Raw genomic sequence first — 12728 nt, 5'->3', positions numbered from 1 at the left:
TATTCGGCCKCCAGGACGAAACCGGCGCCGAATAAGCCGAAAAAATCGTCTTATTCGGCCGCTAGGACGAAACCGGCGCCGAATAAGCCGAAAAAATCGTCTTATTCGGCCGCTAGGACGAAACCGGCGCCGAATAAGCCGAAAAAATCGTCTTATTCGGCCGTCAGGACGATTCCGGCGCCGAATAAGCCGAAAAAATCGTCTTATTAGGCCGCCAGGACGAAACCGGCGCCGAATAAGCCGAAAAAATCGTCTTATTCGGCCGCCAGGACGATTCCGGCGCCGAATAAGCCGAAAAAATCGTCTTATTCGGCCGCCAGGACGAAACCGGCGCCGAATAAGCCGAAAAAATCGTCTTATTCGGCCGCCAGGACGAAACCGGCGCCGAATAAGCCGAAAAAATCGTCTTATTCGGCCGCCAGGACGATCCCGTCCGAACTCCTGCGCACAGCGGGTTTCGGACGCATAATTGGTGAACTGCCGGCTGAATCTTCAGACAGCACAGCGCGCTACGGACTTTTTCAACATCATCCCCATCACATTCCCCCATAAGAGGAGTTGCCATAATGAAAGCAACGGTATACGTGACGATCAAGCAGAACGTGCTGGACCCGCAGGGAACGGCCGTGCAGGGAGCGCTTCACAGCATGGGCTTTGCGGAAGTGGACAAAGTGCGCATCGGCAAATACCTGGAGCTGACACTGGATACCGAAGACCGCGCCGAAGCGGAGCAGCGCGTGCGCGCCATGTGCGAGAAGCTGCTGGCGAACACTGTCGTCGAAGACTACCGCTTCGAGCTGGAGGGCTGAGCCGATGAAGTTTGCGGTCATCGTTTTTCCGGGCTCCAACTGCGACATCGACTGCTACAAGGCCGTTGAAGAAACGATCGGGCAGTCCGTCGATTATGTCTGGCACACGGCAACCGACCTTTCGGCGTACGACGCGATTCTCGTGCCGGGCGGCTTCTCTTACGGGGATTACCTGCGCTGCGGCGCGATCGCTCGTTTTGCGCCGGTTATGAACGAGGTCGTCAAGGCGGCCGAAGCGGGCAAATACGTGCTCGGCATCTGCAACGGCTTCCAGATTCTGACCGAGGCGGGACTGCTGCCGGGAGCGCTGCTGCGCAACCGGGATCTGAAATTCCTTTGCCACCAGTCGCCTCTGGAGGTCGTCAACGCGGCGACTCCTTTCACAAACCAATACGCGCCGGGCGAGGTCATTTCCATCCCGATCGCCCATGGCGAAGGCAACTACTACTGCGACGACGAGACGCTTGAGAGCCTCCGGGCGAACAACCAGATCGTCTTCCGCTACGCGAACGGCGGCAATCCGAACGGCTCCGTCTACGACATCGCCGGCGTCTCCAACAAGCGCGGCAACGTCGTCGGCATGATGCCCCATCCGGAGCGCGCGGTAGATCAGATTCTCGGCTCCGAGGACGGCAAGCGGATGTTCACATCGATTTTGAACGCATGGAGGGAACAGCATGACGCAGCAGTTAACAGCTAAGGAACCGACGGCGGAGCAGATTGCCGAGCAGAAGATCTATCAGCAGTTCGGCGTAACCGATCATGAGTATGAGCTTATCTGCGGTTTCATGGGCCGCCTGCCGAACTACACCGAGATCGGCGTGTTCAGCGTCATGTGGTCGGAGCACTGCTCCTACAAGAATTCCAAGCCGATCCTGAAGAAATTCCCGGTCACGGGACCGAAGGTGCTCATGGGTCCGGGTGAAGGCGCGGGCATCGTGGATATCGGGGACAACCAGGCGGTCGTGTTCAAAATCGAGTCGCATAACCATCCGTCCGCAGTCGAGCCTTACCAGGGCGCCGCGACCGGCGTCGGCGGCATCATCCGCGACATCTTCTCCATGGGCGCGCGCCCGGTGGCGCTGCTGAACAGCCTCCGCTTCGGCAAGCTGGAAAATGACCGCGTGAAGTATCTGTTCGAGCATGTCGTCAGCGGCATCGCCGGCTACGGCAACTGCATCGGCATCCCGACCGTCGCGGGCGAGGTGATGTTCGACGAGAGCTACGAGGGCAATCCGCTCGTCAACGCGATGTGCGTCGGCCTCATCGACCATGATAAAATCCAGCGCGGCGTCGCCAAGGGCGTCGGCAATCCGGTGTTCTACGTCGGTCCCGCCACGGGCCGCGACGGCATTCACGGCGCGACCTTCGCTTCCGTCGAATTGTCGGAAGAATCCGAAGAGAAGCGCACCGCCGTCCAGGTCGGCGATCCGTTCATGGAGAAGCTCGTCATGGAAGCGACGCTTGAGCTGATCAATTCCGGCATCGTGCTCGGCATTCAGGACATGGGCGCGGCCGGCCTCACCTGCTCCAGCGCCGAGATGGCGTCCAAGGCCGGCAACGGCCTCGAGCTGTACCTCGACGAGGTGCCGCAGCGCGAGGAAGGCATGACGCCTTACGAGATGATGCTGTCGGAGTCGCAGGAGCGCATGCTGTTTGTCGTCACGCCGGAGAACGAAGCTCAGGCGCGCGAGATCTTTGACCGCTGGGGCGTCATCTGCGCCAAGGTCGGCAAGGTGACCGACGACGGCCGCCTGAGGCTGTTCCATCAGGGCGAGGAAGTCGCCGACATGCCGGTTACCGCGCTTGTCGACGAATGCCCAGTGTATGACAAGCCATCCAAGGAGCCGGCTTATTATGCGGCGAACGGGGGCGTGGACACGGCTGCCTATGGCGAAGTCGCCGACCTCAATGCTGCCCTGGAAAAGGTTCTCGCCTCCCCGACGGTTGCCAGCAAGGAATGGGTGTACAAGCAGTACGACCATATGGTCCGCACCAGCACGGCGGTACCGCCGGGCTCCGACGCCGCGGTCGTGACGATTCCCGGCACGCGCAAGGCGCTGGCGATGACGACCGACTGCAACGGCCGCTACGTCTACCTCGATCCCGAGGTCGGCGGGGCGATCGCGGTCGCCGAAGCGGCGCGCAACATCGTCTGCTCCGGCGCCGAGCCGCTGGCGATTACGGACAACCTGAACTTCGGCAACCCGGAGAAGCCGGAAGTGTTCTGGCAGCTGGAGAAATCCGCGGACGGCATGAGCGAAGCCTGCCGCGTGCTGGAGACGCCGGTCATCGGCGGCAACGTCAGCCTGTACAACGAGAACGCCAAGGGCGCCATCTATCCGACGCCGGTCATCGGCATGGTCGGACTCGTGGAAGACCTCAGCCACATTACGACGCAGGAATTCAAGAACGCCGGCGACGCGGTCATCCTGCTCGGGGATACGAAAGCCGAGCTTGGCGGCAGCGAGCTGCAGTACGTGCTGGAAGGCAAAGCGGAAGGACGTCCTCCGGGCCTCGATCTCGCCGTGGAGAAAAAGCTGCTCGACGCCGTGCTGACAGCCATCCGCGGCGGTCTCGTCGCCTCGGCGCATGACCTGTCGGAGGGCGGCCTGGCTGTCGCTCTGGCGGAATCCGCTTTTGGCCGCGGCCTCGGCGCCGAAGTGAACGTGGCGACGGACCTTCGTCCGGACCACGCGCTGTTCAGCGAATCGCAGTCGCGCATCCTGCTGAGCGCCTCGCAGGACAACAAGGCTGCTCTGCTGGCGCTGCTCGCGGAGCGCGGCGTTCCCCATGCGGAGATCGGCACCGTCGGCGGAGAGGAACTTCTCATCAAGGTGAACGGCAAGCCGGGCGTCCAGGCTTCGGTCAGCGGTCTCCGGAAAGTCTGGAAGGATGCGATTCCATGTCTGATGAAGTAAGCATAGCGGTCCAGCTCGGCTCCCGCTGGGGAGAGGGCGGCTTATCCGCCGTTCCCGAGCTGGATTCCGACGGCATCGCGCTGACAGGTACGGCGCCGGAGCTGCCGCTTGCAGGCCGTCTGCCTTCGAGCGGCGCGCCTTCGAGCGTTGGCGGCGACGGTTCGGGTTATGCCGGATCTCGGCCGCATTCAATCGCCGCTTCCGGAGTCGGCCGCGCCGCCGATTTCCGGCCTGAGCCTCGCATGGATTCCGAAGCCGCAAGCGGCCTTGCCGATTCCGATACCGAATCCGAGGAACTCCAAGCCGTCACCCGCACATGGGAAAACACCCATTACAATGCGGGCATCGGCCGCGACGACATTTTCGACAAGCTGAAGGAAGAATGCGGCGTGTTCGGAGTATTCAACACTCCCAATGCTTCGTCCCTGGCCTACTACGGCCTGCACGCGCTGCAGCATCGCGGCGAGGAAAGCTCGGGCGTCTGCACCGTGGACAGCCGGGACGGCAGCTTCGCTTACCACCGCGGAATGGGTCTTGTGAAGGAAGTGTTCACGACGGACATTCTGGCCTCGCTGCCGGGCGACCGGGCGATCGGCCATGTCCGTTATTCCACCTCCGGGGGCAGCCAGCTCGGCAACGCCCAGCCGCTCGTATTCAAATACCGCGGCGGGGACCTCGCCGTAGCGACCAACGGCAACATCGTCAACGCGCCGTCGATCCGCCGCGAGCTGGAGGCGCAGGGCTCGATCTTCCAGACGACCAGCGATACCGAGGTCATCGCGCATCTTATCGCGCGCTCGCCCAAGGACTTCGTCGAAGCGGCCAAGGATGCGCTTCAGCGGATCATCGGCGGCTTCGCCTTCCTGATCATGACCAACGACCTGCTGCTCGTCGCCTCGGATCCCAACGGGCTTCGTCCGCTTGTCATGGGCCGCCTCGGCGAAGGTTATGTCTTCGCCTCGGAAACCTGCGCTTTCGAGACGATCGGCGCGACGTACGTCCGCGACGTCCAGCCGGGAGAGCTGCTGATCCTCGACAAGGACGGTATGCGTACCGACCGCTTCGAGCAGGAGCAGCGCCGGGCATCCTGCGCGATGGAGTACATCTACTTTGCGCGCCCCGACAGCGACATCAACGAGGTCAACATCCATACCGCCCGCAAGCAGATGGGCCGCCGCCTCGCGGTGGAGTCGTTCATCGACGCCGACATCGTCACGGGCGTGCCGGACTCCAGCATTTCCGCCGCCATCGGCTACGCGGAGCAGACGGGCATTCCGTATGAGATGGGCCTCATCAAAAATAAATACACCGGCCGCACGTTCATCCAGCCGTCCCAGGAGCTGCGCGAGAAGGGCGTCAAGATGAAGCTGTCCGCCGTCCGCAAAATCGTCGAGGGCAAGCGCGTCGTCATGATCGACGACTCCATCGTCCGCGGCACGACTTCCCTGCGGATCGTCAACATGCTCCGCGAGGCCGGCGCCAAGGAAGTGCATGTGCGGATCAGCTCTCCGCCGTTCGCCAACCCTTGCTATTACGGCATCGACACGCCGGACCGGCGCGAGCTGATCGCCTCGTCCAAGACGGTGGAGGAGATCCGCCAGGCGATCAACGCCGATTCGCTGTATTTCCTCAGCGCCGAAGGCTTGATCGAGGCGGCTTCCGTGCCGGGCGACTCCAAGGGCGGCGGGCTGTGCCTCGCCTGCTTCACCAACGAGTACCCGACTCCAATCGACGAGAGCTCGGACAAGAGCTGCAGCTGCTAGGATGGGCATGGGCTTTAGAGATGGATGGGAGAGTTGCCGCTGCGAAAGCGGACGGTTCCTCCGATCGCTGTTGGAGCTGGCGGACAGAGAACGTTGGGTGGCGGTGGGAGAGCCGCCGCTGCGAAAGCGGACGGTTCCTCCGATCGCTGTTGAACCCGGATTCCTCGATTGAAGTTTAGTCAAGGTAGGAATCCGGCTTCAAAGGCGAACGCGGACGCTTCTCCGGAATCCATCCGCCTTCTCCGCTTCCCCCAGCCTGACCGCCCAGCCTAGCTCCCCTTCCCTCCAGCCGAGGAAAGGGGAGGGGGGAGCCCGGCCTCGCAGCTCGCTGGCGCAGCCAAAAGCAAACGCTCCAATCTGCATCTCGGCAGCTTCGCCGAGGGAGCCGCTGCAGTGCCGCCTCAAAGGCTTCGCGCCGCTCTATATCGCGCGAGTCCAGAACTGGCGGCAATGGCAGCGCCGCTCGACATCTCGCGAGTTCCAGAACTGGCGGCTTCAGCGGCGCCGCTGAGACAGGCTTCGAGCTGCCCGGCAGCCGGCTGGCTAAGCAGCCAGATGTGCCAAGGATCAGCCGCGGCTGTCTGGAGCAGCCGCTCGCCTGTGCAAATGGCGAGCGGCATCGATTGTGTGCCTGGAGCGGCGCTCCGCCGCACAGGCATGCTCTTGCCGGCGGTTTCATCCGCCCGGCCTTCCAGGCCCGCCAGCGCAGGGCCTGCAAGTCGGACTTGCCGCCCTCGAGCGCGAATGCGCGAGGGCGGAATCATCCCTAAATAAGCGTGGTGACGACGGCATCGCCGCTCGTTGGCGAGCTATGGCTCTTCCAACGAGGCGGCGTTGGCATTCAAGGCCGGCGCAGCCTGACCGCTCGAATCCGGAGAAGCTTCAGCGTTCGCATTTGAAGACGGATGGCTTCCTTGCAATCGTACATCCAGGCCAGCCGGCTTCAACGGCGATCGGAGGATCGAGCGGTTGGGCGGAGCCAGCATTTGAACTTGCATTAGGCGGAGCCAGCATTTGAACTTTCAGCCAGTCCATGTTTTTCATACCAAAGGAGTGAACGTTCAGTGGCAGAGGCATACAAGCAGGCCGGAGTCGACATCGCGGCGGGCAACGAAGCGGTCGAACGGATGAAGAAGCATGTGAAAAGAACGCTCCGCCCCGAGGTGCTGGGCGGCCTGGGCGGCTTCGGAGGCATGTTCGGCCTCGACAAGGACAAGTACGAGGAGCCGGTGCTCGTCTCCGGCACCGACGGCGTCGGCACGAAGCTGATGCTCGCTTTTGCCATGGACAAGCATGACACGATCGGCATCGACGCCGTCGCCATGTGCGTCAACGACATCATCGTGCAGGGCGCCGAGCCGCTGTTCTTCCTCGATTACCTGGCGACGGGCAAGGTGGAGCCGTCCAAGATCGAGGCGATCGTCGCCGGCATCGCCGAAGGCTGCGTGCAGGCAGGCTGCGCCCTGATCGGGGGCGAGACGGCCGAGATGCCGGGCATGTACACCCCGGAGGAATACGATATCGGCGGCTTCACCGTCGGCGTCGTCGACCGCAAGAAGATCATCGACGGCACGTCGATCGCGCCGGGAGACGCTGTCATCGGCCTGGCCTCGAGCGGCATCCACAGCAACGGATACTCGCTCGTGCGCCGGCTGCTGCTGGAGCAGGCGGGCTACGGCCTGCAGGACGAGCTCCAGGAGCTCGGCGGCAAGAAGCTGGGCGACGTCCTGATCGAGCCGACGAAGATCTACGTCAAGTCCGCGCTGGAGCTGATCAAGCGCGTCGAGGTGAAGGGCATGGCCCATATTACCGGCGGCGGCTTCATCGAGAACATCCCGCGCGTGCTGCCGGAAGGCGTGAACGTGGAGATACAGTACGGCAGCTGGCCGATCCAGCCGATTTTCTCGCTCATGCAGCAAAAAGGCGCCATCACGCATCGCGATATGTTCACGACGTTCAATATGGGCATCGGCCTCGTCGTTGTCGTGCCTGCCGATCAGGCGGAGGCGGCCGTTGCCGCGGCGAATGAGCTGGGCGAGCAGGCATTCCGCATCGGCACGGTCACGGAGGGCAGCCGCATCGTCGCGTTCCGCGGAGCCGACGTCTGATGGCGCCACTGCGCATAGCGGTATTCGCATCCGGCGAAGGCACCAACTTCGCGGCGCTGGCCGCGGCCGCATCCGCCGGCCGTCTGGCCGGCGCGTCGGTGGAGCTGCTCGTGTGCGACCGGCCGGCGGCTCCCGTCGTCGCCAAGGCGCAGGCGGCAGGCATCGATGCCTGGACGTTCAACCCCAAGGACTATTCCTCCCGGGAAGAGTACGAGCGCGAGATTTTGGCCGAGCTGCGCGGGAGGGGCATCGGCCTCGTCGTGCTGGCGGGCTATATGCGCATATTGACGCCTGTCCTGGTCGAAGCGTTCGAAGGAAAGATGATCAATATCCATCCTTCGCTGCTTCCGGCATTTCCGGGCATGCATGCGATCCGCCAGGCGCTGGAGCATGGCTCCAAGATTACCGGAGTGACCGTGCATTTCGTCGACGGAGGCCTCGACAGCGGTCCGATCATCGCCCAGCGCGCGATCGAGATCGGCGAGGACGAGACGGAGGCTTCCCTCGCGGAGCGCATGCATGCGGCGGAAAACGTCCTCTACCCTTGGGTCGTGAGGCAGTTCGCCGCAGGCCTCATCGCGCTGGAGGGCCGCCGGGTCCGGCTCCCGGACAGCATCATGCCGGAGAACGATTCGGAAGATAAATAATCCATCCCGCCTATCCTTCTGGATGTCAATCTCATCCTTGACCCGCATCGAACGGGATTTTCCCGCGCAATCATTCGCATTCATCTTTTTCACCTATTCATACAACCGATCAGGAGGGGACAAATTGGCTATCCGCAGGGCGTTAATCAGCGTATCGGACAAGACCGGCATCGTCGAATTTGCCCGCGAGCTTGCGGCTCGGGGCGTACAGATCATTTCCACAGGGGGCACCCACGGCCTCCTCGAGAAGGAAGGCGTCCCGGTCATCGGCATCTCCGACGTGACGGGCTTCCCGGAAATCATGGACGGACGCGTCAAGACGCTCCATCCCGCCGTTCACAGCGGCCTGCTTGCCGTGCGCGACAATGAGGAGCACCGCAAGGCGATCCAGGAGCTCGGGCTGGACTATATCGATCTCGTCGTCGTGAACCTGTATCCGTTCGCCGCTACGATCGCGAAGCCGGATGTCACCTATGAGGATGCGATCGAGAACATCGACATCGGCGGTCCGACGATGCTCCGCTCCGCGGCCAAAAACCATGCCTTCGTCACCGTCGTCGTCGATGCCGCCGATTACGCTTCCGTGCTGGAGGAAATCAAGGCGGAAGGCGACACGAAGCTGGAGACGCGCAAGCGCCTCGCGGCCAAGGTGTTCCGCCATACCGGCGCCTACGACGCCCTGATCGGCGATTACCTCTCCAAGCTCGGCGGCGAGCCGCTGCCGGAGCGCTACACGGTCACCTACGAGAAGGTGCAGGATCTGCGCTACGGCGAAAATCCGCATCAGCGCGCGGCCTTCTACCGGAAGCCTTTGGCCGAGGAAGGCAACGTCACGACGGCCGAGCAGATCCACGGCAAGGAGCTCAGCTACAACAACATCAACGACGCGAACGCGGCGCTCGCCATCGTCAAGGAATTCGACGAGCCGGCGGTCGTGGCGATCAAGCATATGAATCCTTGCGGAGTCGGCGTCGGCCGCGATATCCATCAGGCGTATCAAAAAGCCTACGCGGCCGACCCGACCTCGATCTTCGGCGGCATCGTCGCAGCGAACCGGACGATCGGCGCCGATACGGCGGCGCTGCTGTCGGAAATCTTCCTGGAGATCATCCTGGCGCCGGACTTCACGCCGGAAGCGCTGGAAATTCTCTCCCGCAAGAAAAACATCCGCCTGCTGAAAACCGGCGAGCTTCCGGCGGCGTCGCAGCGCAAGAGCGATTGGGTCGTCACGAGCGTCGCCGGCGGCATGGTCGTGCAGGAAAGCGACGTGCACAGCATCGGGGAGGCCGATCTCAAGATCGTGACCGAGCGCCGGCCGACCGAGGAAGAGCTGAAGCAGCTGCTCTTCGGCTGGAAGGTCGTCAAGCATGTGAAGTCCAACGCGATTCTGCTGGCGAAGGACGACATGACGGTCGGCGTCGGCGCCGGCCAGATGAACCGCGTCGGCGCGGCGCGCATCGCCGTGGAGCAAGCGGGCGAACAGGCGAAGGGGGCGGTGCTTGCCTCCGACGCGTTCTTCCCGATGGGCGACACCGTCGAGCTGGCCGCTGCGGCCGGCATTACGGCGATCATCCAGCCTGGCGGCTCCATCAAGGACGAAGAGTCCATCAAGGCGGCCAACGAGCACGGCATCGCGATGGTGTTTACCGGCGTTCGCCATTTCAAGCACTGAGGAGAGCTTCAGGAGAAAAGCCTCCATCGGCCCCCGGCCCTGGCTGGCGCCAGGTGCTGCCGGAATGAATGACAGCGAGAGGCGCTTGAGGGCGCCTCTCGTTTTATAAGCTCGCCTTTTCGCGAGGAGGCCTCCGGCTTGGGCAACGGGGAGGCGGAGGCTTCATGCAGTAGGATAAACTCTATTTCATCTACAGGGGGCATGAATATGCGCATTCTGATCATCGGCGGCGGCGGCCGCGAGCATGCCATCGCTTGGTCGCTCGCGAAGAGCGCCAAAGTGGAAAAGCTGTACTGCGCTCCGGGCAACGCGGGCATTGCGGAAGTCGCCGAGTGCGTGCCGATCGCGGTCGACAAGTTTGCGGAGCTTGCGGACTTCGCCAAGGAGGCGGCCGTCGACCTGGTGTTCGTCGGTCCCGACGATCCGCTTGCGGCCGGCATCGTAGACGTATTCGAGGCGGCGGGCATTCCGGCGTTCGGTCCGGATAAAAAAGCGGCTGAAATCGAAGGCAGCAAAATTTTCATGAAAAATCTGCTGCGCAAATACAACATTCCGACCGCCCGGTATGAATGCTTCACGGACTTCGAGCAGGCTCTCGCCTACTTGAGGCAGCAGCCGCTTCCGGTTGTCGTGAAGGCGGACGGCCTCGCCGCGGGCAAGGGCGTGACCGTGGCCTCGACGCTGGAGGAAGCGGAGGAAGCGCTCCGGGGCATGATGCTGGGCGGCGTGTTCGGCGCCTCCGGCAGCCAGGTCGTCATCGAGGAGTTCATGACCGGACAGGAGATGAGCATCCTTGCCTTCGTGGATGGCGAAACGGTGCGCGCGATGGTGCCGGCTCAGGACCACAAGCCGGTCTTTGACGGCGATCTCGGTCCCAATACGGGCGGGATGGGCACTTATTCACCGCTGCCGCATGTGGATCCGGCTCTTGTCGAGGAGGCTCTCCGCACGATCATCGAGCCGACGGCCCGGGCGATGGTCAGCGAAGGCCGCCCGTTCCGCGGCGTCCTGTTCGCCGGTCTTATGCTGACGCCCGAGGGAGTGAAGACGGTCGAGTTCAACGCGCGCATGGGCGATCCCGAAACCCAGGTCGTGCTGCCCAGGCTGCAGACGGATCTGCTCGACATCGTGCTCGCCGCCATGGACGGCACTCTGGACCAGATCGAGATTTCATGGAGCGACGAGGCGGCCGTATGCGTCATTGCCGCATCGGAGGGTTATCCCGGCACGTATCCGAAGGGCCGCGCCATCTCCGGCCTCGAGGAAGCCAAAGCCGCCGGCGCGCTCGTCTTCCACGCCGGTACGGCGCTGCAGGACGGCGAGACCGTCACGAGCGGCGGCCGTGTGCTCGGCATCGTCGGCCGCGGCCGCGATATCGCGGAAGCCCGCTCCCGAGCCTACGAGGCGGCAGCTGCCGTTTCCTTCGAGGGCATGCAGCTCCGCTCCGACATCGCGATGAAGGCGCTGCAAGCCGGCAAATAGGCTGAAGCTGCGGCTCCCTCAGCAAAAGCAAGACGCTGCGGAAAAGCAAGGCTGCCGAGGAAAGCAAGGATGCCGCAGAAAAGCAAGCCCGTGAAAGCTCCTTTCTTATTCCGGACCGTCCGGGAGGGAGGAGCTTTTTTGTGCATGGCTTTGCTTTGCAAGTCCGATCGTCCGTCTGCAAGTCCGGCATAGCGTGTTTGCAAGTCCGATCGTCCGTCTGCAAGTCCGGCATAGCGTGTTTGCAAGTCCGATCGTCCTTCTGCAGGTCCAACATAGCGTTTGCAAGTCCGATCTTCCGTCTGCAATGCGGCCAGGCTGCCTCCGACATACCCGCGTCCGGCCCGGCAAGCAGAAAGGTTCAGGAAGCGTTCATTTGACGTTCATCGGGCGTTCATGCACGTCGGTTACAGTGGGCAATGAGCCTGTTTGCGGAAAGATTCTCTTTCGTGGCGTCAGCCTCGGCAAGCCCAGCAGCCCCTTCTTGTCCGCTCCAGCCGGGAGCGCCGTTTCCTCTGCCTGTCCCGAAGGTTGTCGAAGCAGGTCCCTTAAGAAGAGCTGCTGGGAGATGTTGTCGTTGACAGTGCCATTTTTACCCAGATAAAATCGAATGGACAAACTTGGAAGGGAGTGGGTTATGAAGTACGTGATCGCTTTTCTGCTATCGTTCATTATTGTCGTCGCCTTGATTCCGCCGCTGCGCAGAGCCGCCCTGAGAATCGGCTTCGTGGATAAGCCTCGCGCGGACAGCGAGCGCAAAATACATCGGGAGCCGATTCCGCTGACGGCCGGAATTGCCATCTTCGCCGGGTTCACCGCCGTCTACTTGATTTTTGTCCGCGATACGTGGACGCAGTCGCTTGCCATTCTCGGGGGAGGGCTGCTCATCCTGCTGATCGGCCTCGTGGACGATTGGTACAAGACGCATGGCAAAGAGTTCCCTGCGCTGCCCAAGATGGCGGTCCAGCTGTCCGCAGCCGTGCTCGTCTACGCTTCGGGCATCGTATTCGCGGGCTTCGAAAATCCGTTTACCGGCTCCTACGTCTCGCTGCCGGAGTGGCTCTCGTTCCTATTCACGGTTCTCTGGATATTCGGCGTGACCACGGTCATCAACTTCTCGGACGGCATGGACGGCCTCGCCGGCGGACTGTCCGCGATCTCGGCGGGCACGCTGCTCGTCGTCGCGCTCGTCATGAGCCAGCAGGGCTCCGCCATGATGGCCGTCATCACCGTCGGCATCTCGGCCGGCTATCTCGTCTTCAACCGTCCACCGGCCAAGGTGTTCATGGGAGATGCGGGCGCGACCTACCTCGCTTCATGCTCGGCGTC

Annotated in this window: 9 protein-coding genes; all 9 read left to right on the top strand. The window is 62.7% G+C overall.

The features are described 5' to 3' along the window. Positions 1 to 563: 563 nt before the first annotated feature. Positions 564 to 809, top strand: coding sequence for a phosphoribosylformylglycinamidine synthase subunit PurS (gene purS, locus BN871_RS21465; RefSeq protein WP_174806393.1), 246 nt, complete (start codon positions 564 to 566; stop codon positions 807 to 809). A 4-nt stretch (positions 810 to 813) separates the two neighbouring features. Next, positions 814 to 1509, top strand: a complete 696-nt coding sequence (gene purQ, locus BN871_RS21460; protein WP_048748706.1) for a phosphoribosylformylglycinamidine synthase subunit PurQ — start codon at positions 814 to 816, stop codon at positions 1507 to 1509. After that, positions 1487 to 3730 (top strand): phosphoribosylformylglycinamidine synthase subunit PurL, encoded by a 2244-nt coding sequence (gene purL / locus BN871_RS21455; RefSeq protein WP_021881545.1) that lies wholly within the window; start codon positions 1487 to 1489, stop codon positions 3728 to 3730. Before purQ ends, purL begins: the two co-directional genes overlap by 23 nt. A gap of 242 nt (positions 3731 to 3972) precedes the next feature. Next, positions 3973 to 5493 carry an amidophosphoribosyltransferase gene (gene purF / locus BN871_RS21450; RefSeq protein ID WP_083436577.1) on the top strand — a complete coding sequence of 507 codons (1521 nt, stop codon included), beginning with the start codon at positions 3973 to 3975 and terminating at the stop codon, positions 5491 to 5493. Positions 5494 to 6557: 1064 nt separating this feature from the next. Then, positions 6558 to 7601: a phosphoribosylformylglycinamidine cyclo-ligase gene (gene purM, locus BN871_RS21445; RefSeq protein ID WP_048748705.1), complete on the top strand. Its 1044-nt coding sequence runs from the start codon at positions 6558 to 6560 to the stop codon at positions 7599 to 7601. Further along, positions 7601 to 8248, top strand: coding sequence for a phosphoribosylglycinamide formyltransferase (gene purN, locus BN871_RS21440; protein ID WP_048748704.1), 648 nt, complete (start codon positions 7601 to 7603; stop codon positions 8246 to 8248). Before purM ends, purN begins: the two co-directional genes overlap by 1 nt. Positions 8249 to 8372: 124 nt before the next feature. Next, positions 8373 to 9920 (top strand): bifunctional phosphoribosylaminoimidazolecarboxamide formyltransferase/IMP cyclohydrolase, encoded by a 1548-nt coding sequence (gene purH, locus BN871_RS21435; protein ID WP_048748703.1) that lies wholly within the window; start codon positions 8373 to 8375, stop codon positions 9918 to 9920. Positions 9921 to 10127: 207 nt separating this feature from the next. After that, entirely contained in the window at positions 10128 to 11402 is a 1275-nt protein-coding gene (gene purD / locus BN871_RS21430; protein WP_048748702.1) for a phosphoribosylamine--glycine ligase, read from the top strand. Positions 11403 to 12036: 634 nt separating this feature from the next. Further along, positions 12037 to 12728: glycosyltransferase family 4 protein (locus BN871_RS21420; protein ID WP_048748700.1), on the top strand; the 692-nt coding region annotated here is incomplete at its 3' end.

Source organism: Paenibacillus sp. P22, assembly GCF_000469945.2.
GTDB lineage: Bacteria > Bacillota > Bacilli > Paenibacillales > Paenibacillaceae > Paenibacillus_O > Paenibacillus_O humicus.
This window is presented reverse-complemented; position numbering and strand designations above follow the sequence as displayed.

Bases quoted from the DNA above. Each gene is read 5' to 3' on its own strand.
- purQ (WP_048748706.1), top strand. From the start codon at position 814: ATGAAGTTTGCGGTCATCGTTTTTCCGGGCTCCAACTGCGACATCGAC.
- purL (WP_021881545.1), top strand. From the start codon at position 1,487: ATGACGCAGCAGTTAACAGCTAAGGAACCGACGGCGGAGCAGATTGCC.
- purF (WP_083436577.1), top strand. From the start codon at position 3,973: ATGGATTCCGAAGCCGCAAGCGGCCTTGCCGATTCCGATACCGAATCC.
- purN (WP_048748704.1), top strand. From the start codon at position 7,601: ATGGCGCCACTGCGCATAGCGGTATTCGCATCCGGCGAAGGCACCAAC.
- purD (WP_048748702.1), top strand. From the start codon at position 10,128: ATGCGCATTCTGATCATCGGCGGCGGCGGCCGCGAGCATGCCATCGCT.